General features: G+C 72.9%; 24 protein-coding genes. 4 read left to right on the forward strand and 20 right to left on the reverse strand.

The window, feature by feature from the left end; all coding sequences use genetic code 11:
* Positions 1-74: 74 nt before the first annotated feature.
* From ACIBNE_RS19375 to ACIBNE_RS19385, 3 genes are all read left to right on the forward strand, one after another.
* Positions 75-611, forward strand: a complete 537-nt coding sequence (locus ACIBNE_RS19375; protein WP_399273076.1) for a two-component system response regulator — start codon at positions 75-77, stop codon at positions 609-611.
* 175 nt (positions 612-786) lie between these two features.
* A complete protein-coding gene (locus ACIBNE_RS19380) occupies positions 787-1,974 on the forward strand; it encodes a CheR family methyltransferase (protein WP_399273078.1) in 1,188 nt (395 codons plus the stop codon).
* Between the two features lie 25 nt (positions 1,975-1,999).
* Positions 2,000-2,860 (forward strand): GAF domain-containing protein, encoded by an 861-nt coding sequence (locus ACIBNE_RS19385; RefSeq protein WP_399273080.1) that lies wholly within the window; start codon positions 2,000-2,002, stop codon positions 2,858-2,860.
* 84 nt (positions 2,861-2,944) lie between these two features.
* Here ACIBNE_RS19385 and ACIBNE_RS19390 read toward each other — a convergent pair whose 3' ends face one another.
* From ACIBNE_RS19390 to ACIBNE_RS19480, 19 genes are all read right to left on the reverse strand, one after another.
* Positions 2,945-3,706, reverse strand: coding sequence for a thioesterase II family protein (locus ACIBNE_RS19390; protein WP_399273082.1), 762 nt, complete (start codon positions 3,704-3,706; stop codon positions 2,945-2,947).
* Between the two features lie 17 nt (positions 3,707-3,723).
* Positions 3,724-4,203: a YbaK/EbsC family protein gene (locus tag ACIBNE_RS19395; protein WP_399274225.1), complete on the reverse strand. Its 480-nt coding sequence runs from the start codon at positions 4,201-4,203 to the stop codon at positions 3,724-3,726.
* 95 nt (positions 4,204-4,298) lie between these two features.
* Positions 4,299-5,951, reverse strand: coding sequence for a phosphoglycerate dehydrogenase (gene serA, locus ACIBNE_RS19400; RefSeq protein WP_399273083.1), 1,653 nt, complete (start codon positions 5,949-5,951; stop codon positions 4,299-4,301).
* 122 nt (positions 5,952-6,073) lie between these two features.
* Positions 6,074-7,072 carry a 2,3-diaminopropionate biosynthesis protein SbnA gene (gene sbnA / locus ACIBNE_RS19405; RefSeq protein ID WP_399273085.1) on the reverse strand — a complete coding sequence of 333 codons (999 nt, stop codon included), beginning with the start codon at positions 7,070-7,072 and terminating at the stop codon, positions 6,074-6,076.
* A 27-nt stretch (positions 7,073-7,099) separates the two neighbouring features.
* Positions 7,100-8,146, reverse strand: coding sequence for a 2,3-diaminopropionate biosynthesis protein SbnB (sbnB, locus tag ACIBNE_RS19410; protein ID WP_399273087.1), 1,047 nt, complete (start codon positions 8,144-8,146; stop codon positions 7,100-7,102).
* 56 nt (positions 8,147-8,202) lie between these two features.
* Positions 8,203-9,201: a TauD/TfdA family dioxygenase gene (locus ACIBNE_RS19415; RefSeq protein ID WP_399273088.1), complete on the reverse strand. Its 999-nt coding sequence runs from the start codon at positions 9,199-9,201 to the stop codon at positions 8,203-8,205.
* Between the two features lie 16 nt (positions 9,202-9,217).
* Complete coding sequence (locus ACIBNE_RS19420; RefSeq protein ID WP_399273090.1) at positions 9,218-11,635, reverse strand: amino acid adenylation domain-containing protein; 2,418 nt, start codon at positions 11,633-11,635, stop codon at positions 9,218-9,220.
* Positions 11,636-11,666: 31 nt separating this feature from the next.
* Entirely contained in the window at positions 11,667-12,374 is a 708-nt protein-coding gene (locus ACIBNE_RS19425; RefSeq protein ID WP_399273092.1) for a 2-hydroxychromene-2-carboxylate isomerase, read from the reverse strand.
* Positions 12,371-13,114, reverse strand: coding sequence for a 3-oxoacyl-ACP reductase FabG (gene fabG / locus ACIBNE_RS19430; RefSeq protein ID WP_399273094.1), 744 nt, complete (start codon positions 13,112-13,114; stop codon positions 12,371-12,373). Before fabG ends, ACIBNE_RS19425 begins: the two co-directional genes overlap by 4 nt.
* The gene (locus ACIBNE_RS19435; protein ID WP_399273096.1) at positions 13,111-13,713 is read right to left on the reverse strand and encodes a 3-hydroxyacyl-ACP dehydratase FabZ family protein; all 603 of its coding nucleotides are present in this window, start codon (positions 13,711-13,713) and stop codon (positions 13,111-13,113) included. Before ACIBNE_RS19435 ends, fabG begins: the two co-directional genes overlap by 4 nt.
* Entirely contained in the window at positions 13,710-14,138 is a 429-nt protein-coding gene (locus ACIBNE_RS19440; RefSeq protein ID WP_399273097.1) for a 3-hydroxyacyl-ACP dehydratase FabZ family protein, read from the reverse strand. The genes ACIBNE_RS19435 and ACIBNE_RS19440 overlap by 4 nt, the downstream gene beginning before the upstream one ends.
* Positions 14,135-15,238 carry a beta-ketoacyl synthase N-terminal-like domain-containing protein gene (locus tag ACIBNE_RS19445; RefSeq protein ID WP_399273098.1) on the reverse strand — a complete coding sequence of 368 codons (1,104 nt, stop codon included), beginning with the start codon at positions 15,236-15,238 and terminating at the stop codon, positions 14,135-14,137. The genes ACIBNE_RS19440 and ACIBNE_RS19445 overlap by 4 nt, the downstream gene beginning before the upstream one ends.
* Positions 15,235-16,242 carry a hypothetical protein gene (locus tag ACIBNE_RS19450; protein ID WP_399273100.1) on the reverse strand — a complete coding sequence of 336 codons (1,008 nt, stop codon included), beginning with the start codon at positions 16,240-16,242 and terminating at the stop codon, positions 15,235-15,237. The genes ACIBNE_RS19445 and ACIBNE_RS19450 overlap by 4 nt, the downstream gene beginning before the upstream one ends.
* A 26-nt stretch (positions 16,243-16,268) precedes the next feature.
* Positions 16,269-17,024: an alpha/beta fold hydrolase gene (locus ACIBNE_RS19455; RefSeq protein WP_399273101.1), complete on the reverse strand. Its 756-nt coding sequence runs from the start codon at positions 17,022-17,024 to the stop codon at positions 16,269-16,271.
* Complete coding sequence (locus ACIBNE_RS19460; protein ID WP_399273103.1) at positions 17,021-17,923, reverse strand: beta-ketoacyl synthase N-terminal-like domain-containing protein; 903 nt, start codon at positions 17,921-17,923, stop codon at positions 17,021-17,023. Before ACIBNE_RS19460 ends, ACIBNE_RS19455 begins: the two co-directional genes overlap by 4 nt.
* Complete coding sequence (locus tag ACIBNE_RS19465; RefSeq protein WP_399273105.1) at positions 17,920-19,047, reverse strand: beta-ketoacyl synthase N-terminal-like domain-containing protein; 1,128 nt, start codon at positions 19,045-19,047, stop codon at positions 17,920-17,922. The genes ACIBNE_RS19460 and ACIBNE_RS19465 overlap by 4 nt, the downstream gene beginning before the upstream one ends.
* Complete coding sequence (locus ACIBNE_RS19470) at positions 19,044-20,306, reverse strand: beta-ketoacyl-[acyl-carrier-protein] synthase family protein (protein ID WP_399273108.1); 1,263 nt, start codon at positions 20,304-20,306, stop codon at positions 19,044-19,046. Before ACIBNE_RS19470 ends, ACIBNE_RS19465 begins: the two co-directional genes overlap by 4 nt.
* Before the next feature lie 45 nt (positions 20,307-20,351).
* Positions 20,352-20,606 (reverse strand): acyl carrier protein, encoded by a 255-nt coding sequence (locus ACIBNE_RS19475; RefSeq protein WP_399273110.1) that lies wholly within the window; start codon positions 20,604-20,606, stop codon positions 20,352-20,354.
* A gap of 97 nt (positions 20,607-20,703) precedes the next feature.
* A complete protein-coding gene (locus ACIBNE_RS19480) occupies positions 20,704-20,922 on the reverse strand; it encodes an MbtH family protein (protein ID WP_399273111.1) in 219 nt (72 codons plus the stop codon).
* Between the two features lie 370 nt (positions 20,923-21,292).
* On the opposite strand from ACIBNE_RS19480, the gene ACIBNE_RS19485 reads away from it, so the two are divergent.
* Complete coding sequence (locus ACIBNE_RS19485) at positions 21,293-22,045, forward strand: thioesterase II family protein (protein ID WP_399273113.1); 753 nt, start codon at positions 21,293-21,295, stop codon at positions 22,043-22,045.
* Positions 22,046-22,057: 12 nt separating this feature from the next.
* Here ACIBNE_RS19485 and ACIBNE_RS19490 read toward each other — a convergent pair whose 3' ends face one another.
* A complete protein-coding gene (locus ACIBNE_RS19490; RefSeq protein WP_399273114.1) occupies positions 22,058-22,594 on the reverse strand; it encodes a hypothetical protein in 537 nt (178 codons plus the stop codon).
* Positions 22,595-22,689 lie beyond the last annotated feature (95 nt).

Here is a 22,689-nt window from a genome sequence, read left to right on the forward strand (position 1 = left end):
GCATCGGAGCGCGCGGAGCCGTGCAACGGGCGCCGGGCCCGGGTAGGGGAGATGACAGAGGCAAGGGGAACGCGATGGCGGGCACCGGCAGCATCCTTCTGGTGGACGACCAGGAGGACAACCTCTTCGCTCTGCACAGCGTGCTGGAGACGCTCGGCAGGCCCATCGTCCGGGCGTCGGACGGCGAAGAGGCGCTGCGCGTCGCCCTGCGCCAGGAGATCTCGGTCGCGGTCCTCGACGTGATCATGCCGCTGATGGACGGGGTGGAGGTGCTCCGCTACCTCAAGCGCCTCGAACCCACCCAGCACATCCCCGTCGTGCTCCTCACCGGCATCGGCCGCGACGACACGCTCGCCGCCAAGGCGTACGAGTACGGCGTCGCCGACTACCTGGTCAAGCCGATCGACCCCTGGTCGCTGCGGGCCGAGGTGCGCGCGCTCGCCGACCTCTGCGACCGTACGGCCGAACTCGCCAGGGAGAACCGGCAGTTGCGGGAACAGGTCTCCCACCTGGTCGCCGTGCCGCGCCAGCCCACCCCCGCCGAACGCGCCAGGCTCACCGAGGAACTGCTCCGCTCGGGCCACCTCGCCCCCGGGCACCGCACCTCCTGACCTCCCCCTCCTCCCCTCCCCCACCCCTCTCCCGACGGGTCCGAAGGGCACGGGAATTCACCGGGCATGCCCCACGCGGCTCTGGGTACGGGCGCAGTGGGCCTCGTACTGCCTCTGGAGGAGATCGCGGAGGTGATCCGCGGACTTCTGGGCACCAAGAGGTCTTGGGGGACCGATGAGTGAGCCGTTGGAGGCGCGGGGCGCACGGAACGCACGGGATGCGCGGGATGCGCGGGATGCGCAAGGTGCGCGGGACGCGCCGGGCTCCGGGGCCGACGAGGATCTCGACGACCTTCTCGGATTCCTCCGGGACGCCCGGGGGTTCGACCCCGCGCGCCGCGACCGCCAGCTCCTCGGGCGGCGCCTGCGCGGGCGCATGGTCCACGCCGGCACCGCCGCCTACGCGGACTACCGGGCCCGACTCGCGGCGGATCCGGCCGAGTTGAGCGCCCTCGTCGGCGCGCTCCTGGCCGGGCCCGCCGTCTTCTTCCACGACCCCGGCACCTGGGACCTCCTCCGGCGCGAAGTGGTGCCCGCGGTGCTGGAAGGGCCCGACTGCCGCGATGAGGTGCGGGTGTGGAGCGCGGGCTGCGCCGGGGGCGAGGAGGCGTACGCGCTCGCGATCGTGTTCGCGCAGGCGCTGGGCGTCGGGGAGAGCCTGCGCCGCGTCAGGATCCGCGGCACGGACGTCGACGAGGGGGCGCTGCTGCGCGCCCGCACCGGGCTGTACGCGGCCGGGGCCCTGGCGCCGCTCGACGCCGGGCTGCGCGACGAGTACTTCGCGCGGGACGGCGCCCGCTTCCGCTTCCGCGCCGACCTGCGCCACCAGGTGGTCTTCGAGCGGCACGACCTGACGCGGGACGCCCCGCCCTCCGGGCTCGACCTGCTGGTCTGCCGCGACACGCTGGTGTACTTCGACGCCGGGGCGCAGGGCCGGATCATGGGCCGGTTCCACCGCGCGCTGCGCGAGGGCGGTCTGCTCTTCCTCGGCGGGGCCGGGCGGCCGCTTGCCGGCGCGGAGCGGTTCGAGGCGTCCGACGCGCACGAGAGGTTCTTCCGCCGACCCCACGAGCACTCACGGGGCCGTTCCCGCGAGCGCCACGGAGAGCGTCACGGCGAGACGGGGACCGACGCGGAGGCCGACGCGCTCAGGGCCCGGATCGCACGCGTCCGGGAGGACCTGGAGAGGGTGTACGGAGAGCTGTGGACAGCCAGGAGCGAGGAGGACAAGGGTGAACTCCGGACCGTGATCGAGCAGTTGGAGATCCTTGACAAGGAACTCCATTTCACCGGGGAGGAGTTGGAGGAGACCAGAAGGGACGTCCGACTGCTGGAGGAGGGCCGGAGCGACGGTCCGGGATGACCCCGGCGGGCGTACGCTGTCGGGCATGGAGCCCAGCGAGAGCCGCGCGGCCCGTGCCGCGGTCGCGTGGGCCCGCGCCGAGCGGGCCCAGGCGCGGGCGCGGCGCTGCGAGGAGACCGCCGAGCAGCACGAACGGCTGGCCGCCGAGACCGGGCTCGACGCCCATCTGGACCTGGCGCGGCTGCACAGACGGGCGGCCGCCTGCCACCTGTCGTCGGCCGCGATCCAGGAGGCGTACGCCCGCCGCATGACGCGATGGGCAGAGGGCGACGGAGTGCGGCCGCTCTTCATGAGCGGGGTCGCGGAGGCGTGCGGCACGCCGAGCGCGGCACTCACCCTCGTCGGCGCGGACCGCAGCCAGCTGGCCTTCGCCGCGTCCGACCGACCGGCCCACCGGGCGCAGGACTTGGAGTACACGCTGGGCGAGGGCCCGGCGGTCGACGCGGCCGCCGAACGGCGGGGGCTGTACCTGGCGCGGGCCGAGTTCGAGGCACGCTGGCCGGGCTACGGGCCCGCGCTCACCTCGCTCGGCATCGCCCGCGTCGCCGCGACGCCACTGCTGGCGGGCGACGAACCGGGGCCGTGCCTGGGCGCGTTGGCCGTGTTCGACCCGGAGCCTGGCGTGGTGGAGTCGGGGGCCTTCGCCAGGGTCGCGGCGGCCCTGGTCCGCACGGTCCTCGTCGGGCTCGACGCCGAGCCCGAGCTGTACGGGGGCGTCGACCACCGCGACGTCGTGCACCAGGCTGCCGGGGTGCTGTCCGTGCAGTTGGAGTGCACGGTCGCGGACGCGCTGGCGCGCATCAAGGCCCGCGCCTTCGCGGAGGGCACGACCTCCGACGCGCTGGCCCTGCGCGTCGTCTCGGGGGAACTGCGCATCGGCCGCTGAACCCCTCGGGTCCGGCGGCCGACGGCATGGGCACGGCACGGGCACGGCATGAGCCCGGCACGGGCAGGGGACCGCGCGCGGCGCTCAGCCGCTCGCGCGCACCGCCCAGCTCTCGGCGATCGCGGACGTCACGGCGTCCTGCTGCTCCACCAGGTAGAAGTGGTGGCCCGGCAGGACCGTCAGCCGGAAGCCGCCGGGTGCCACGTCCTCCCAGGCGGCCATCTCGTCGGGCGGCGTCGACTGGTCGGCGTCGCCGATGTACGCGTACACGGGGCAGCCGACGGGCGCGGCGTCGCGCGGCCCGTAGGTGCCCACGATCGTGAAGTCCGCCCGGATCGCGGGCAGCACTATCTCCCTGAGGTCGGGGTCGTCGAAGAGGATCCCGTCGGTGCCGCCGAGCCGGCGGACCTCGGCGATCAGGGCGTCGTCGCCCTGGAGGTGCAGGGTGCGCGGGACCAGGCGGTGCGGCGCCCTGCGGCTCGACACGTGGAGCGCGGCGGGGGTCGTCCCGTGCCGCTGCTCCAGGCGCAGTGCCACCTCGTAGGCGAGGGAAGCGCCCATGCTGTGTCCGAAGAGGGTGACCGGGACGTCCAGGAAGGGCAGCAGCGCCTCGGTGACGTTGTCGGCCAGCTCCTCCATGCTCTCGACGCAGGGGTCGGTCAGCCGGTCGTGCCGCCCGGGGTAGCGGGCCACCAGCACTTCCGTCGCGCTGTCGAAGGCGGTGCCCCAGGTGTGGAAGAAGCTCGCGCTGCCGCCCGCGTGCGGCAGGACCACCAGTCGGCGGGCGGGCGACGCCGTCACGGCGTACTTGCGGAACCAGCGGTTGCTGTCGATGGCTGTGCTCATCCTCGGGGCACCTCGTGTCAGATTCGGGTGGAGACGGGAATCCGCCGGGCGACGGGCTCCACCCGCGGATCGGCCAGGGTCAGGTAGTCGGCCGTGGCCAGGGCGACCGACCGGTCCAGCCTGGCCGCGTTGAAGTAGATCACGTCGTGGGACAGCAGGCCGGGGTCGGCCACCAGCTCCAGGTCGGGGTGGAACGCGAACGGCATGACCGATCCGCTCACGCTCCCCGCGAGGTCCTCGGCGACCGCGCGCGTCGCGAACGACGCCTCCGTACCCGAGTACAGCTCGCACAGCCCGTCCAGGTCCACCTGGCGGTTGCCCGGGACCACGGCGAGGACGTAGCGGCGGGCGCGGCGGCCCAGCGCCACCCGGACCACGATGCACTTGGCGGCCTGGGACAGGGAGTGGCGGCGCAGCAGGCTGGCGTGCTCGGTGCGGCCCTCGGCGGGGTGGTCGATGAGCCGGTAGCTGGCGCCCGCCCCGTCCAGGAGGTCCATGAGCCTGTCGTACGCGCTCGTGGCCGTGCTCGTGCCGGTACCGGTACCGGTGTTGATGCCTGTGCCTGTGCCGGGCGCGATGCTCGTGTCGATGGTCATCGGGGCAGCTCCAGGGACCAGGACGCGGTGGCCCCGATCCGGTCGGCGGCGTCGGCCAGCACCTCGGGGGCGACCGGGCCCGCCAGGCCCAGCGCCACCAGGACCTCGCCGGGCCTGGCGGGGTCGCGGCCGATCTGGAGGGCGCCGATGGCGACGCCCGCCGCGCCGAGCGTCTCGCTGACCCCGCCGATCACCCCGGCGCCCTCGGGCGCCCTGAGGAACGCGGTGCTGCCGCTGAGCGGCAGGTCGAGACCGAACCCGCAGACCTCCACGAGCCGTTCGCCGCCGCCCAGCGCGGTCAGCGTGCCGGAGACCGAGACCTCCGTGCCGCCCGGCAGCGTGCCGGACACGGAGACCAGCCCGGGGTGCGCGGACCCGGCGGACACCGCGGACCCCGCAGGCACCGCGGACTCGGCGGGCACGTCGGACTCGGCAGGCGCGTCGGACTCGACGACCAGTTCCGTGGCCAGCCCGCGCTCCTGGGCGATCAGCGGCGCGTTGACGTAGCTGGCCGACTCGACGACGCCGCCGAGCACCCCGGTGAGGGCGGCCAGTTCCAGCGGGGCCGCGTCCAGGCGGCCGATCCCGCCCGTGACCCGCACCCTGATGCGGCCGGGCAGGCCGTCGGCTGACGCGGTGAACAGCCGTCCGACCCGCTCGGTCAGGGTGAGCCAGGGGTCCAGTCCGTCGTCGACCCGGCCCATCCGGACGTTGACCGCCTCGGGTACGAACCGCCCGGCGAGCGCCTGGCGGACGGAGCGGGCCACCGAGACCCCGGCGCGCTCCTGGGCCTCGGCCGTGCCGGCCCCCAGGTGCGGGGTGACGACCACGTTGGCCAGCTCGAACAGGGGCGAGTCGGTGCACGGCTCGCTGGCGAAGACGTCGATGCCCGCGCCCGCGACCCGGCCCTCCTTGAGGGCCGCGTACAGCTCGGCCTCGTCCACGATGCCGCCCCTGGCCGCGTTGACGATGCGGACCGTGGGCTTGACCTTGTGCAGCGCCTCGAAGCCCAGCAGGCCCGCGGTCTCCGGGGTCTTGGGCAGGTGGACCGTCAGGAAGTCGGCCCGGGTGAGGAGTTCGTCGAGTTCGACGACCTCGACGCCGAGCCGGGCCGCGTACTCCGGCTGCACGTAGGGGTCGTAGGCGAGCAGCCGCATGCCGAACGCCTCCATGCGGCGGGCGACCAGCGAGCCGATGCGGCCGAGGCCGACGATGCCCAGCGTCTTGTCGGCGAGTTCCACGCCGGTGAACTGGCCGCGCTTCCACTGGCCGCCCTTGAGCGCGGCGTCGGCCTGCGGGATGTTGCGGGCCACGGAGAGCAGCAGTCCGACGGTGAGTTCGGCGGCGCTGACCACGTTGGAGGTCGGCGCGTTGACCACCATGACCCCGGCACGGGAGGCGGCGGCCACGTCCACGTTGTCCAGGCCGACCCCGGCCCGGCCGATCACCTTGAGGCGGTCGGCCGCGGCCAGGGCCTCGGCGTCCATGCGGGTGGCGCTGCGCACCAGGACCGCGTCGGCCCCGGGAAGCGCCGCGAGCAGGGCCCGCCGGTCGGCGCCCGCGCAGTGCCGGACCTCGATGTCCGGACCGAGGGCGTCGACCGTGGCGGGTGAGAGCTCCTCGGCGATGAGTACGACAGGTTTGTCCATGACTCGCTTCCTTGCTTCACGGGGCGGTCGGAAGGGGCGGGGGGCGAGGGGCGGGATGCGCCGCGCGGGCGACGGCCGCGCGGGCGGTGCCGTGCGGCCGTCGCCGGTGACGGCCGCACGGCTCAGCCGCTGGTGACCAGCCGGTCCGGGGCCACGGCCCCGCCGTCCCAGGTCTCGGGGGCGCCGAAGTGCTCCTTCACCCACTCGGGGTCGTACAGGGAGTCGAGGTAGCGGTCCCCCTGGTCGGGCGAGAGGGCCACCGCGGTCAGCCGCTCCCCCTCCGGCCTGGCGGCGAGCCAGCGCAGGGCGCCGCTGACGACGGTCCCGGTGGAACCGCCGAACAGGAAGCCCTGCCTGGCCATGACGTGGCAGCTCTCCAGGGTGTCGCGCTCGGTCACCATGACCACGTCGTCGACGAGGCCCTCGTCGAGCATCTGCGGCCGCACGCCCGCGCCGAGGCCCGGGATGTGCCGGGTCAGCGCGGGACCGCCGAAGGTCACCGAGCCCACGCTGTCGACGGCGACGATCTTCACGTCGCGCTCCTGCTCCCGGAAGTAGCGGGCGCAGCCCATCAGCGTTCCCGTGGTGCCCGCCCCGACGAACAGCACGTCCAGTTCGGGGAACTGGGCGGCGACCGCGGGGGCCGTGGTGCGGTAGTGGGAGAGCCAGTTGTGCGGGTTGACGTACTGGTTGAGCCAGACGTAGTTGGGGTCGAAGTCGCACAGGCGCCGTACGTAGGCGATGCGCGCGCCGAGCAGTCCGTGCTCCTTGTCGGGGCGCGAGATGACCAGCACGCGGGCGCCGAAGGACTCCATGAGGCGGCGGCTCGCCGGGTTGCAGCGGGAATCGGTGACGCAGACGAACCCGTAGCCCCGGTGGGCCGCGATCATGCTGAGGGCGATGCCGAGGTTGCCCGACGAGGACTCGACGAGGACGTCTCCCGGGGAGAGGATGCCGTCGCGCTCGGCGGCCGTGACCATGGAGAGCGCGGCCTTGAGCTTGACCGATCCGGCGAGGTTGAGCCCCTCGTACTTGAGGTAGAGCGGTACGTCGAACACGGACTTGAGGTCGACGAAGACGTCGTCCGTGTTGATCTCGTACGGGGCGGTTATGACCGTCACTTCATCACCGATTTCGTGTCCGTGCCGCTATTTGGCGTTGGTGCGCCCGTAGCGGTCCAGTTCGTGGAAGAAGCCGTCGACCACTCCGAGGCGACCGGCGTCGCGGAGCTGGTCGTGGACGTAACGGCCGAGCGCGATGTCCAGCACGCCGAGGCCGAAGGGGGAGAAGACGACCGGTCGGTCGTCGGGGAGGTCGACCCGGCCCTCCAGGACGTCGTACAGGGTGCCGTCGATGAAGTCCTGGTTGCCGGTGAGCTGTTCGGTCAGGTGCGGGGAGGTGTCCGCCTTCAGGCAGTGCTCGACGTCGTCGAGGATGTTGGTGGACGCCAGCAGGATCTCGGGGGCCAGGTCGCGCAGCGACACGTTGAGGACGAGCGGGTTGTGGGCGAACCACGACGGGTCGTGGACGTGCGGGGAGCCGGCGACCGTGGCGAAGACGACCAGGTCGCTCTCCTTGATCAGCTCCTCGGCGGTGGCGTGGACGGTGACCGGGGCGTCGCCCGCGTGCTCGCCGAGGTAGCCGGCGAAGGACCGGGCGTGCTGGTCGGACAGGTCGTGCACGCCGAGCTGGTCGAAGGTCCAGTCGGTGGCCGCCAGGTAGTGGTGGATGTAGCGGGCGATGAGCCCGGTGCCGATGAAGCCGACGCGGCGCGGGCGGCTGCCGCGGCTGAGCCGGTCGGCGGCGAGCGCGGCCGACGCGGCGGTCCGCGACGCGCTGATGATGGAGCTCTCCAGGCAGGCGAACGGGTAGCCGGTGGCGTGGTCGTTGAGGATCAGCACGGCGGAGGCGCGCGGGATGCCCGCGGCGACGTTCTCCGGGAAGCTGGAGATCCACTTCAGGCCGTCGGTGGCCTTCTCGCCGCCCACGGACGCGGGCAGGGCGATGATCCGGGATGAGGGGCGGTCGGGGAAGCGCAGGAAGTACGAGGGCGGGTTGACGGTGTCGCCGCCGCCGTGGAGTCGGTAGACCTCCTCGACCTGCTCGACGACCTGCTTCTCACTGCCCGTGAGGACCTCCGCCACCTGGGCGCCGGTGATGACGGCGAAGGGCGGCACGAGCGGCTGGGAGGACATGCGGGACTCCATCTCTGGGAGGGGGCTGTGCGGTACGGGGGCGGGGCGGGCTGCGGTCAGGGGTGGGCGGGGAGGGTCACCGGGTCGCCGAGTACCACGGCGATCTCGCGCTCGCCCTCGTACGCCTCGCGGCTGTGCGCCATGCGCAGGTTGTCCACGAGCATCAGGTCCCCGGCCTGCCACGGCTCGCGGAGCGTGTGCTCCTCGTAGACGGCGTTGATGGTGAGGACGGTGTCCTCGTCGAGGCCGGAGCCGAGCCCGTACTTGCTGTTGAAGGGCAGGCCGTCGTCGCCGAACTCGAACTTCAGGTACTCCCTGATCACCGGGTCCAGGGTCCACTCGTTGAGGAACGCGATCTGGTTGAACCAGCCGCGCTCGCCGGTCACCGGGTGGCGCAGCACGGCCGCGGCGCGCTGGCGGGTGCGCAGGTCGCCGTTGGCCTGCCAGACGCATTCGATGTCGCGGGCGGCGCAGTACTCCTCGATGCCCGCCCGGTCGGCGGTGCCGAAGGCGGCCTCGGGGCTGACGCCGACGGTGTCGGTGTAGTTGCGGTCGAGCAGCCAGCCCTCGGTCTCGAAGCGGGCGACCAGGGGGGCGGGCAGCGCCCGGAGGACGGCGGCGGAGTCGCTGACGCCGGTGACGCCGCCGGACTCGGGGGCGGTCAGGCAGGAGAAGAGCAGGGTGGCGGGCACCTCGCGGGCGTAGCTCAGCTCGTGGTGCATGCACATCGGCTGGTCGACGGGCCACTCGGAGGAGGAGTGGACACCGTCGGCGAGCACCCGGCGGGCGGCGAAGCCCTCGCGCTCGGTGAGGACCGAGTCGAGGAGTTCGCCGGCGACCCGGCCGACGGTCCGGGCGTCGGCGATGCCCAGGCCCCGCACGAGGACCGCGCCGTGCTCGGCGAGGGTGGCGCGCAGGGCGGCGCGGTGCTCGGCGGCCCAGGCGACGGGGTCGGCGACGGTGCCCGCGGGGAGCTGGAGGAGGGCGGGGCGGCCCTCCGTGAGGACCACGTCGAAGGGGGCGGTGAGGGGGGCGGTGTCGGTGGTCACGGCCATGGGACGGGACTTCCTCTTATCGGTCGGTGGGTGCGGGCAGCAGCGCGGCGAGGTCCGCGAGGACCGGGTGCTGGTGTACGTCGCGCAGGGTGAAGGCGCGCTCCATCAGGACGACGAGGCGCACCGCGGTCAGCGACGTGCCGCCCTTGTCGAAGAAGTTGTCGCCGCGGCCGACGCGCTCGGCGGGGACCTTGAGGAGCTGGGACCAGGCCTCGGCGAGCCGCCGTTCGGCGTCGGTGCGGGGCGGCTCGTGCTCCTGTTCGGCGGCGGACTCGGCGAGTTCGGCGGCGAGGGCGACCAGGGCGCGCTTGTCGGTCTTGCCGTTGGGGGTGAGCGGGAGTTCGTCGAGCCGCTCCAGCCTGCTGGGCACCATGTAGGCGGGGAGGCGCTCGCGCAGCCGGGCGCGGAGCACGTCGGGGGCGTCGTCGGAGCCGGTCTGGAAGCCGACGAGGTGGCGGCCCTCGTCGGAGCTCTCCACGACGACGACGGCGCCGTCGCGGACCCCGTCCAGCTTCAGCAGCTGGTTCTCGATCTCGCCGATCTCGATGCGGAAGCCGCGGATCTTGACCTGGGCGTCGCGCCGGCCGAGGAACTCCAGGGTGCCGCCGGGCAGCCAGCGGCCGAAGTCGCCGGAGCGGTAGAGGCGTTCGCCGGTGCGGTGCGGGTCGGTGACGAAGGCGGCGGCGGTGCGCTCGGGGTCGTTGATGTAGCCGCGGCCCACGCACACCCCGGAGAAGACGATCTCGCCGGGGGCGCCGAGCGGCACGGGGCGCAGTTCCTCGTCGACGATGTAGACCGTGACGTTGCGGACGGCGGGGCCGAGCGGGACGGAGTCCCAGACGGGGACGCCGGTCATCACCTCGTGGTTGGTGTCGTCCGAGGTCTCGGTGAGGCCGTAGGCGTTCATCAGGGCGATGTGCGGGAAGCGGGCGAACCAGCGCTTGGTGAGCTCCTTCTTGAGCGCCTCGCCGGTGACGGACACGCAGCTGAGGGCGGGGAGTTCGCGCGGGTTCTCCTCCAGACGGGTGAGCAGCACCTCCAGGTAGGAGGGGACGGCCTGGAGGACGGCGACCCCGCCCTGCTCGATCGTGTCGAGGTAGCGGTCGACGTCGAGGACGGCGTCCTGCTCGACGATGAGCGTGCGGCCGCCGACGACGAGCGCGCCGACCAGCTGCCAGAGCGAGATGTCGAAGGACTGGGGCGCGGTCTGGGCGACCACCGTGCCTTCGCCGATCGACTGGTCCTCGATCTTGGCGTAGAGGTGGTTGACGAAGCCCGCGTGCTCGCACATGGCGCCCTTGGGCTCGCCGGTGGAGCCCGAGGTGAAGTAGAGGTAGGCGAGCTGGTCGGGGCCGACGGCCACGCCCGGGTCGGTGTCGCCGTGCCCCTCGGCGTACGCGGCGGCGACGGTGAGCAGTTCGACGCCGGGCCCGGCGGCCTCGCGGACGTTGTCCGGGCCGCCCTCGTCGGTCAGGGCGAGGCGGACCTCGGCGCGCTTGAGGGTGCGGGCCATCCGGTCGGCGGGGGCGTGCGGCTCGATCGGCAGGTAGGCGGCGCCTGCCTTGAAGATGCCGATGACCGAGGCCATCCAGTCGAGGTTGCGTTCGGTGACGACGGCGACCACCGCTTCGGCGCCCAGTTCGCGGGCGAGCAGCGCGCGGGCGACGCGGTTGGCGCGGGCGTTCAGCTCCGCGTACGTCCACCGCTCGTCCGCGCACACGGCCGCGACGTCGGCGGGCCGGGCGGCGACCTGCTCCTCGAACAGCTCGTGGAACCTGCGGTCGGGCAGTTCGCGGGCGGGGCCCGAGAGCCCGTTGAGCTGGTGGTCCAGCTCGTCGGCCGAGAGCAGCACGGCGGAGCGCGCGGGCGCGTCGGGGACGTCGGCGAGGCGCTGGAGCGCGGTGACGTAGTAGCCCGCGATGCGCCCGGCCGCTTCGGCGTCGAGCACGTCGGTGCGGTGGCGCAGGGTCAGTACGGGCCCTTCGGGGCCGTACCGCAGCGCGGTGGTGAGGACGGTGTCGGCGGCGTCGGTGTCGACTCCGACGGGTGCGGCGCCGAGGTCGAGCACGACCTCGAACGCGGCGTCCGACGGCTGCGTCACGGCCTTCTCGGACGCGGTCAGCAGCTCGCGCCAGGTCTCGCCCTCGACCCCGAGGCCGAGGGCGAGCGGGGCGGCCCCGGTGCCGTCGGCGGCCGGGGGCACGTAGCCGGACACCAGGGCGCGCTCGCCGCTGAGGGCGGAGAGCACGGCGGTGTGCGCGGCGATCAGCACGGCCTCCCAGCCGGCCCCGGAGCGCCGGGCGAGCAGCCGGGTGCGGGCCGCCAGGCGGACGGGGACGTCGCGGGTGAGTTCGGCGCGGGCCGCCGGGGCCTGGGCGGCCGTCGGCGGGATCCAGCGCGGGATCAGCCGCTGTGGTGCTCCAGTGGTGGTCATCGCTCTCTCCATGCTCTCCATCTGCGGCCCGTCAGGCCGATCGGCTGCCCTCGGGCACGGTGAACGGGGCGTCGCTCTCGCCGTCCCAGGCGACCCCGCGCACGGCGGCCGCGAACGCCGACACGCGCTCGGCGCCCCAGTAGGCCTCGCGGCCGTGCACGAAGAACGGCACGCCGAAGGCGTCGTCGTGGTACGCGGAGATCAGGCACTCCAGGCCCTTGATGCGGATCTTCGGGTCGTCGAGCGCGTCGCCGAGCGCCGGGTCCAGGCCCAGTTCGAGGGCGATCTCCGCGACGGTGGCGCGGTCCGACAGGTCGCGGCCCTCGTGCCAGCGGGCGCGGTAGGCCAGCCGTACGAACTCCCGTCCCTTGCCCGCCTCTTCGGCCGCGAGGTAGCCGAGGTGGGAGACCTCCCAGTGCGGGGCGCGGTCCACCGGCCAGGTGACGTTCCAGCCGCGGGCGTGGGCCCAGCGGCGCGCGTCGCGCAGGATGTAGAAGTTCTTGGAGCGGTGCATGTCGCGCACCGGCAGGTCGACCCCGGCCTCGGTGAGCAGCCGGGTGGACTCCGCGTCGGGCTCCCAGTACGGGATCCACTCGATGGCGTCCAGCACGTCCGGGTACTTCTCGGTGAGGTCGCGGTAGGCGAACCAGGAGTACGGCGAACGCAGCGAGAAGTACCAACGCGGGCTGCGCTTGCGCCGCTTGGCCCGGGTGACCAGGTTCTCCAGGTCTTCGCTCACAGTGATATCCCCCCGTCGATCTGGAACACGGATCCGGTGACGTAGGCCGCCTTGTCGCCCGCGAGGAAGGCGACCATCTCGGCGACCTCCTCGGCGGTGCCCATGCGGCCGAGCGCGACGCCCTTGAGCGCCTCGTCGCGGGCCTTCTCGGCGACGGCCGCGACCATGTCGGTGTCGACGAAGCCGGGCGCGACGGTGTTGACGCGGATGCCGTAGCGGCCGACTTCCTTGGCCAGGGAGCGGGAGAAGCCGATGATCCCGGCCTTGGACGCGGCGTAGTTGGTCTGCGTGGCGTTGCCGTAGACGCCCGCGACGGACGAGATGTTGACGATGCTGCCCGAGCGGCGCTTCATCATGGCGAAGGCGACCGCGCGGCAGACGTGGAAGACGCCGTCGAGGTTGGTGGCGATGACCGACTTCCAGTCGTCGTCGCCCATCATGATCAGGGCCTTGTCACGGGTGATGCCGGCCGACGTGACGGCGGTGGCCACGGGGCCGAGGTCGCGCTCGGTGGTGGCGACCCAGTCCTTGACCTCGGCGGCGGAGCCGACGTCCACGCGCTGGTGGTGGGCGCGGGCGCCGAGCGCCTCGACCTCCTTGGCGAGGACCTCGGCGGCCTCCTTCTGGGAGTGGTAGCAGAAGCTCACGTCGTAGCCGTCGGCCGCGAGCTTGAGGACCACGGCCCTCCCGATGCCCCGGGAGCCGCCGCTGATGAGTGCCACGGGCCTGTTCTCGGTCATCGGGCGGCCTTTCGGGTTGCTTCGGTTGCGTCGGTTGCTTCGGATGCTTCGGATGCTTCGGTTGCGGCTTCCGCGGTCTCGGCCCCGGCCCCGGACTCGGGCCTGAGCTGCCCGGCCGGGCGGAAGGCCATGACCATGCGGGTCACGGTCATCACGGTCTCGTCGCCCCGGTGGCAGGACCCCTCGAAGATCACCGAGTCGGTGAGGGAGCGGCTGATGCGCACCCGGTGCTCGACGGTGTCGCCGGGCAGCACGGGCAGGTGGAACTCGGCGTCCGCGACGGAGCCGAAGAGCATCACCTGGCCGACCGGGGCCTCGGCGACCGCGGAGGCGAGGAGCCCGGCGGTCTGGCCCCAGGACTCGACCAGGAGCGTCTGCGGGTAGGCGTAGTCGAAGTCAGGGGCCTCGGAGAGTCCGGCGTACCAGGGCTCGTTGAGGGTGACGGACTTGATCGCGCGGATGGACTCGCCGGGGACCAGTTCGAGGACCCGGTCGACCAGCAGCATCGGGTACCGGTGCGGCAGCAGGTCGCTGGGGCGCGGCAGGTCCCGCGCCGGTACGGGGGTCGCCGCGGGGGCTTCCTGGACGGGGGCGGTCACCGCGCACCTCCTGGTTCGGTGTAGCGCAGCCGCGCGGACGCGGCCTTGCCGCGCTCGGTGGTCGCGGTGGCGTCGCACCGCAGTCCGCCTTCCACGCGGCGCCACTTGAGGGTGAGTTCGAGGGTGTCGCCGGGGTACACGGCTCCGGCGAACCTGGCCGACTCGACGGCGGCGAGGTCGCCGGGGCGGGGGCTCGCGCCGCCCGTGGTCGCCGCGCGCTGGACGCACTCCAGCACGCAGACCCCGGGGAAGATCGGGAAGTCGGGGTAGTGGCCCGCGAAGACGGGCTCGGCTCCGGTGATCTCCACGCGGGCCGCGGCCGGCAGCCCCTCGTCGGTGGTGGCGGTCACCACGACGTCGGCGGCGACGGAGGTGGCCCGGCCGGTCGGGTGCGCGGTCGGGTGCGCGGTCACGGGCGCGGTCATGACGCCGCCAGTCGCAGTACGGCGCAGGCCAGCGAGCCGTCGCGGTCGGCGGACGTCACCACGGCGACGCGCCCGGCGGACGCGGGGTCGTGCGCGGCGACGGCGAGCGCCTGGGCGAGCTGGAAGGAGCCGGACGCGGCCGAGGTGTCCCCCAGCCTGCCGACGGCGGGCACCGTCTCCAGCGCCTTGGGGCCGAACAGCTCGCCGAGCACCTCGCGCTCCAGGTGGCCAAGGCGGCCGGGCGCGTCGCTGCCGCCCGCGGCCCACACCTCGTCGGGCGTCACGCCCGCGCTCTCCAGGGCGTCGCGCACGCAGCGCTCCAGCGCGGGGCGCACGTCCTTGCCGGTGGCGACCCGGGACCTGACGGCCAGGATCTCGGCGAGCGCGGGGCGCTCGGGGGTGACCGTCTCCAGCGGCTGGACGAGGAGCACGGCGGCGCCCTCGCCGAGCGCGATCTCCGGTGCCTCCGCTCCCCTGCTGTGCTTCTCCAGCCAGTAGCGGGCCGGGGAGAACTCCTCGGCGGCCGCGCACAGCACGGTGTCGGCGCGGCCCGACGACAGCAGCCTGGTCGCGTAGTTGAGGGCGAGCAGACCGGCCGCGCGGCCGCCCGCGAGGGTGGTGTTGGGGCCCTTGATGCCGTACCAGATGGCGCACTGGCCCGCCGCGCAGTTCATCACCGCGTTGGGCATGACGGCCGGGTCGACGTCGTAGGGCCTGGCGCCCTCCAGCGAGCTGCGCGTGAAGTCCATCATGCTGGCCGCGGAGCCGGTGGTGGTGGCCAGGACCAGGCCGGCGCGCTCGCCGGTGCCCGCGGCGCGGGTGCCGTCGGACTGTTCGAGCAGCGAGCCGACGGCCGAGACGGCGAGACCGGTGACCCGGTCCATGGAGCGGGTGCCCTTCTTGCCGAGCACTTCGCGGGTCTCGAAGCCCGGCACCAGGTGGGCCCTGGTGGCCGGGACGTTCCAGCGCCCGGTGTCGACGGGGGCGATGGTGGTGCGGTGCGCGCGCACCCCTTCGACCAGGGTGCCGGCCCCGATGCCGTACGGGGAGACCGCGGACCAGGCGGTGATGACGGGCCGCACGCCCGCGGGCGCGCTCACGCCCCCGCCTTGCGGGGCGTGTTGAGGGCGGCGACGGTGGACTCGTCGAACTCGGCCATCTCCCACTGGTTGGGGGCGCTCTCGACGAGGTAGCCGTGGGTGATGGTGCCGGTGGCGGTCTTGACGAGCTTGCCGTCGCGCAGGACGTAGCAGTCCATGCGGGTCGAGTACAGGAGGGTCTTGAAGACGTTCTCGACCGTGTAGACGGTGTAGAGCTCCTCCTCCATCACGGTCTCGTCGAGGATCTCGATGCGGGACTGGGTGACGACGGGGATCCAGCCGCGGGTGTCCAGGACGCGCTTGATGGGCAGGCCGCGGTCGGCGAGGAACAGGTCCTCGACCTCTTCCATGATCCGCAGGAAGCCGGACATCTGGACGCGGTCGTTGAAGTGGCAGTAGAAGTACGGCATCCGCCAGCGCCAGCCGAACGCGTTGGTGTCGCCGATGAGTTCGGCGAGCACCGGGTCGGTGCTGGTGCCCCGGCCCTCGCTCAGGGAGCCGTACGGGACCGGGGCGGCCGCGATCTCGCGGGTCTCGCCGGTGCCGAGCCGCTCGGCGGCGAACCGCTCGATGCCGGCCGGCCACTCCTCCTCGGCCTTGATGTGGCCGTCGACGCGCAGGGCGACGCGGACGGTGGAGGTGGCGCACTTGACGCGCTCGCCGTCGCGCTGGACGAACTGCGCGACCTTGAACTTCAGCGTGCCGTCGCCGTCCTTGACGGCCGGGGTGACGACCGCCTCGACGTCGTCGTCCACGGCGAGCAGCGCGGCGAGCCTGGAGTGGATGTCCACGATGTCGAAGCCCAGGCCGAACCTGCGGTAGAGGTCGCCCGCGGCCAGGCCCGCCTCCTTGAAGTGGTTGAGCACGGCCGCTTCGGAGACGTAGTTGATGTGCTTGAAGCCGATGGCGAAGCTGATGTTGTTGCCCTCGAACAGCGGGCGCAGCCGCGCCGTCGTCGTGGTCTCCAGCAGCGCCTTCACGGCGGTGTCGGGCGTGGGGCCCATCGCGGACTCCTTCTACGTGTCGGGTTCTAGAGACCGGCCGTCGGGCCGACCCGGTCGGGGACTCGGTCGAGAAAGGCGTGCACCGCACCGACGAACCGGCCGGGCATTTCGAGCATGGGGAAGTGGCCGCACCCGTCCTCGACCAGCTCCTCGCCCCTGGGCAGCAGGGCGGCGAGGTCGCGGGCGTGGTCCACGGGCGCGGACCGGTCGAGGCCGCCGCCGAACACCAGCGCCGGGGTGTGGACCCGGTCCACGGGGAACAGCGGGGTGCGCAGGTAGGCGTCGAAGAAGCGGAGCCAGCCGTAGGGGCCGATCCACTCGGTCATGCGCCGCGCCATGTCGGCGAGGAGCTCGGCGTCGACGGGGCGGCGCAGCGACCGCAGCCGGATGGACTCGGCCATGGTGCGGGGGAAGTCGTCCAGGGTCGGCCCGATCATGTCCCAGTGGAAGGCGTCGGCCGACGCCTTGTAGAACGGGTTGACCAGGACGACCCCCGGCACGTCGAGCGGGTCGGCGGCGGCCGCCCTGCGGCTGAGCAGGTCCAGCAGCAGGATGGAGCTGAAGGAGTGCGCCACGACCAGGTCGGGCCCGCCGGGCACCGCGTCCAGCGCCCGCTGGACGTGCCGGGCGGAGTCCGTCTCGTGGCGCCACGCCGCGATGCCCTCGCTGTGCCAGGGCAGCCGGGGCGCGTGCACCTCGACGTCGGAGCGCCAGTGCGCGGCGAGGCCGGACCAGATGGCCTCGTTGTTGCCGAGGCCGTGCAGCAGCACCACCCGTTTCATCGCGGCTGCCCCGGGGCGGTCAGGGCCAGTCCGGTGCCGCCGATGAGCGCGTACGCGGGGGCGCGGTGCCCCTCGTCGAACCAGCCGGTCGCGGCGGCGGCCTGCACGACGCCCCGGGCGCCGGAGAGTTCGCCCCAGCCGTCGAGGGTCCGGACGTCCGCGCCCTGGGGCAGCAGCGCGCTCTCGGCGCTCTCGGCGGTGAGCCACAGGCCCGCGTCCGGTGCGGCGGCGACGAGGCCGTCGACGGTGGTCGCGGGGCTCGCGGTGCGCAGGACGGGGCCGAGCAGGGCGCGCGCGGTGCCGGTGCCCTCGCGGGACAGCACGAGGGCGGCGCCGCCGTCGGCGACGGGTCCGTCGACGAGCCTGCGGGTGACCTCGTTGTCCGGCTCGACGCCGATGACCAGGACGTGGTCGGCGCGGTGCGAGCGGAGCAGCAGGGCGGCCCAGCGCAGCGCGTCGAGTCCGGACGTGGCGCCGTTGCAGACGGTGAGGTTGGGGCCGCCGAGGCCGAAGCGGATCGCGGTCTCGGAGGCGATGATGTTGCTGGACGCGTTGGGCGTGTCCATCGGGCTGAGCCCGCTGGTGGTCTCCTTGGCGATGGTCTCCACGGCCTTGCAGACGGTGTCCGCGTTGCCGAGGTTGGAGCTGACGACCACGCCGATCCGGGCGCCCTCGGCCTTGAGTTCCGTACCGTCGAGGAGTCCCGCGTCGTGGAGCGCCGCGTACGCGAGGTGGAGGCCGACGCGGGTGGCGCGGTCCTTGAACCGCAGGCCCTTCTTGCCGATCAGCGACGCGGGGTCGACGGGCTCGGCCGAGGGGTCGGGGGCGGTCAGCAGCGCGGCGGGGGCGGCGGCCCCGGGGAGCGCGACGGCCGCGCCCGTGACGGCGACGGGGCTCATGCCGCACCCGCCACGATCGCAACGGCGTTGACGCCGCCGAAGCCGAAGCTGTTGACCTGGGCGACGCCGAGGGGGCCCGAAAGCGGCTCGCCCGCCACGAGGTTGAGCCCGGCGCCCTCGGGCAGCGGGTCGGTGAGGCCGGCGATCGGCGGCACCACGCCGCTGTCCAGGGAGTCGAGCGCCACGATGAGGCTGAGCAGCCCGGCGGAGCCCGAGGTGTGTCCGGTCAGCGACTTGATGCCGGTCAGGGCTGGTCGGGTGCCGTCGAAGACCTTGGCGGTCACGGTGGCCTCCGTCTTGTCGTTGAGTGGGGTGCCGGTGGCGTGCAGGACCACCAGGTCGACGTCGGCGGGGGCCAGCCCGGCGCGCTCGTGCGCCTCGCGGACGGCCGCCTCGACGCCCGCCGCGTCGGGCGCGGTCTGGTGGTGGGCGTCGCAGTTGACGGCCACCGACCGCAGCCAGCCGCGGACGGGGCGCGTGCCGGGCTCCCGGCTCAGCACGACGGCCGCCGCGCCCTCGCCGAGGATGGTGCCCTGACGGTTCTCGTCGAAGGGGCGCACGGACGGCGGCGGGTCGAACTGGACCCGGTCTGCCTGGCCGAACATCGACTCGGTGACCGCGTCGCAGCCCGCCACGATGACGGTGTCGGCCTCGCCCTGCTCAAGCAGGTCCCAGGCCAGGGCCAGGGCGTAGAGCGAGGCGGAGCAGGCGCCGGCGAGGGTGTGGGTGTCGACGGCGCCGAACCGCTCGCGCAGCGCGGCGCCGAAGTCGAGCCCGTCGACGTCGAAGGGGACGCCGTCGCGCCACCACAGTTCCAGGGTGCGCAGCTCGCGCAGGCCCGTGCCGACGAGGACCGGGATGCCGCTCAGGTCCTCGGGCAGTCCGGCGTCGGCGGCCGCCTGCCGGACCGCTTCCAGCAGGAAGCGGGTGGCGCGGGCGGGCTCGTCGACGCCTTCGGCGGCGCGGTCGTCGATCTCGAAGAGCTGCTGGGCGTTGAAGTGCTCGCGCCGGAAGGCGCGCAGCGGCGCCAGTCCGCTGCGGCCGGTGCGCAGGCTCTCGAAGATCTCGCCGGGCGTCGCGCCGATGCTGGCGACGGCGCCCGTGCCGGTGATGGCGTAGCTCATGCCGCCGCCCCGTCCAGGGCCGGTTCGGCCGCGGCGTCGTACTTGCCGAGGATGACGACCGCGTTGTTGCCGCCGAACGCGAGGCCGTTGTTCTGCACGACGCGCAGGTCGGCGTCGACGGCGTGGTTGGGCACGCAGTCGATCTCGCACTCGGGGTCGGTCTTGTTGTGGTTGATGGTCGGCGGGATGAAGCCGTGGGTGATGGCGAGGCCGCAGGCGATGGCGCCGAGCGCGCTCGCCGCGCCCATGGTGTGGCCGAGCATCGACTTGAGCGAGATGGTCCGCGGGGTGTCCTCCTGGAACACCTTGCGGATGGCGCCCGCCTCGGTGATGTCGTTGGCCTTGGTGCCGGTGCCGTGCGCGGAGATCAGGTCGACCTGGGCGGGGCTGACCCCGGCGTTCTTCAGGGCGATGTCCATGACCTGGGCGACGCTGTCGCCGTTGGGCGCGACCTGGTGGTACGCGTCGCAGTTGAGGCCGTAGCCCAGCACCTCGGCGTAGATGGTGGCGCCGCGCTCCAGCGCCGACTCCAGGCTCTCCAGGACGAGGACGCCCGCGCCCTCGCCGGTGAGGATGCCCTTGCGGTCGACGTCGAAGGGCTGGCAGAACTCCGGCGCGATGGTGCCGAGCCGGTAGAAGCCGGTGAACGTCTTGCGGCACATGGCGTCGGCTCCGCCGCACAGTGCGTACTCGACCTCGCCGGAGCTGACGGCGTCGTACCCGTAGCCGATCGCGTAGTTGCCCGCGGAGCAGGCGGTCGCGATGGTGGGGGCCTCGACGTCGCTGAGTTCCAGCTCCTGGGCGATGGCCGTGGACAGCCGGGCCGGTGAGACCCGCCGTACGATCTCCGGGTCCATGTTCTCGGGACCGTCGGCGAGTTCACCGGCGACCAGCTGATCCAGTTCGAAGGACTCGCCGTCCGTGGTTCCGACGGAGATCAGTCCCCGTCGGTCGGCGAGTTCCCGGGGATCCAGACCGGCGTCCTGCACGGCCATCCGCGCCGCCGCGACGGCGAAGCGGCTGGCCCGCCCCAACTCCCGCACCGGGGTGCGGGAGATCCACTGCTCGGGCTCGAACCCCTTGACCTCGGCCCCGTTGACGTGGGCGAAGCCTTCGACGTCGAACACGGAGATCGGGCTGACTCCACTGCGGCCCGCTCGCAGGCTCGCGGTGAACTCCTCGGCCCCGATGCCGATGCTCGATATCACTCCGAACCCGGTGAGGACCACTCGCCTCTTACCGGGGCGTACTGAGGACATGCTGTCTCCCCTGTCAGACCGACTGAACGGCTGGTTCGGAACCGCTCAGCGGACGGGCGCCGCCGCGACGACCTGGTAGACGCTCTCCAGGTTGACCATCTGGCTGAGCTCGGACTGCTCGATGGTGATGCCGAACTCCTTCTCCAGCGACGCGAGGATCTCGATCGCGCGGAGCGAGTCGGCGCCGTGGTCCTCGATGAAGAGGCTGGTGTCGGTGACCTCGTCCTCCTCAAGCTCCAGGATGTCGCAGACGATCTCCTTGACGGCAGCGCGGCGCTCGTCGGTGATGGTGCTTGGCATTGTTTTCTCCTAGGCGTTTCTCGGTCGTTCTCAGTGGTTTCCGCAGTGGTTTCCGCGTGGTTTTCGCGGTGGTCCCCACGGTGGTTTCTACGGTGGTTCAGGAGGCGCTGTCGGCCATGGCCGCCGCAAGGCTGCGGGGGCGCATGTCGACCCAGTTCTCGTTCACGTAGTCCAGGCACTCCTGCCGGCCTGCCGTGCCGTGCACCACGTTCCAGCCTGCTGGGACCTCGGCGAACGCGGGCCAGACGGAGTGTTGACCCTCGTCGTTCACCAGTACGTAGTACTCGGCGTTGTCGTCCTCGAACGGGTTAGCCATCGAGTTGCCCTTCCTGGCGCGGTAGCCCAATTCCGGTCGACCTTAAGCACCGGCGAATCTCCGCGACAAGAGTTTCCAGCCCATCTCGGCCGACCGACGTTTGAGAGATTGCAATGAGAAGAATTGAATAAGGCGTTGCGGCGCCGTCCGCCGTGCGCAAGCCCCCGACGCCGACGGGCGGGTCGCGGGCGTTCCCCGGCCCCGGGGGCCCGCCGCCGCCACTGCCGGTCACCTTCCCCGTACGCACCGGCACCCAGGGTCACTTCCGGGCATCGAAGAATTCTTGGCGGCCCCGGCGCGCACCGGCCGCGCACCGGCCGCAGCTAGTACGGTCGCCGTGCCATCCACCGTGTGCAGGAAGGGAGTTCGGGTGTCCGGAGCACTGATCCGACCCAGGCCGCGGCCCCGCGCGAGCCGGACGCTGCTGTGCCTGAGTTTCTGCGGGGGCGGGACGGCGCCGTTCCGCTCCTGGGCCGACGCGCTCCCGGACGACGTGGAGCTGGCGCTGTACTGCTACCCGGGCAGGGAGGCGCGGTTCACCGTGCCGTTCGCCCGGGACTGGGAGGAGCTGCTGGGGGACGCCGTGGCGGCGGTGCGCACCGTCGCCGCGCGCCCCTACGTGCTGTTCGGCCACAGCATGGGCGCCTGGGTCGCCTTCGACCTCGCGCGGCGGGTGGAGGGGGCGGGCGCGTTCGCCCCGCCCCTGGCACTGGTCGCGTCGGCGGCCGAGGCGCCGTCCCGCGTGCGGGCGGGCGCGCACACCACCCCGTGCGTGCACGACACCGACGCCGCGCTCCTCGACTGGATGGGGACGTCGGGGCAGTTGCCCGAAGCGGTGCGGGCCGAGCCCGAGATGATGCAGATCGCCCTGGAGCTGTTCCGCGCCGACCTGCGCGTCGTGGACACCTACCGGTTCGCGCCGCACGACCGGGTGCGCACGCCGGTCCAGGTGCTGTACGGCGAGGACGACGACGTGGACGCCGGAGCCGTGGAGCGGTGGCGGGCGCTGACCGACGGCGGCCTGACGGCGGACGCGCTGCCCGGCGGCCACTTCTACACGCCGGGGGCGTGGGCGCGGCTGCCCGGCCGGCTGGCCGCGCTCCGCCCGGCCCGGCTGGGCTGAGCGGAGCGCGGGTCAGCCGCGCCCGCTCTCCCGCCGCACCCTGCGGCGGATCGCCCGCAGCATGGACATCCGCGTCAGACCGCTGCCGAACCGGATGAGGAGCCAGTACGGCAGGAAGTTCTTCCTGGTCCGTTCGTCGGTGGCCAGGATGCGCGTCTCGGTGGTGAGCGTCCCCCGCGCGTAGCGGACGTTCATCCCTATCTTCAGGATTCCCGGGTCCCCGCAGTCACGAATGATCTCGGACACGGCACCCGGCGGCCTGGGAATGTCGTACGGCGACTGCACGCCGGCGAAGAGGAACTCCGTCCCACCGGACGGGATCACCTCTCCCATCCCCCCGAGGAAATCGGGGACGATGCGCCGCCCCGCCGACACGTCGGCCTTGGTGATCGCCATGAGCGCACGCGCCAACGGAGCCTCGGGCCAGGTGGTCTCGTACACCGCCCGCATGACGTCCTCCTCGGCGCCCTCCACCGCTATCCGATGCAATTCCCTGAAGTGCCACTCAGGCAGCAGCTCATCGAGTCCCGATCCGCTTTCACCAGGCATTTCACCCTCCTTTCCGGCAACTATGGAACCGCTATCGCGGCACATCCTACGAAGCTTTCCGCAGCACCCGGCAGAAAGTTTTCACCATGGCAGCC

It is taken from the genome of Streptomyces sp. NPDC050504 (genome assembly GCF_044458065.1).
Taxonomy (GTDB): Bacteria; Actinomycetota; Actinomycetes; order Streptomycetales; family Streptomycetaceae; genus Streptomyces.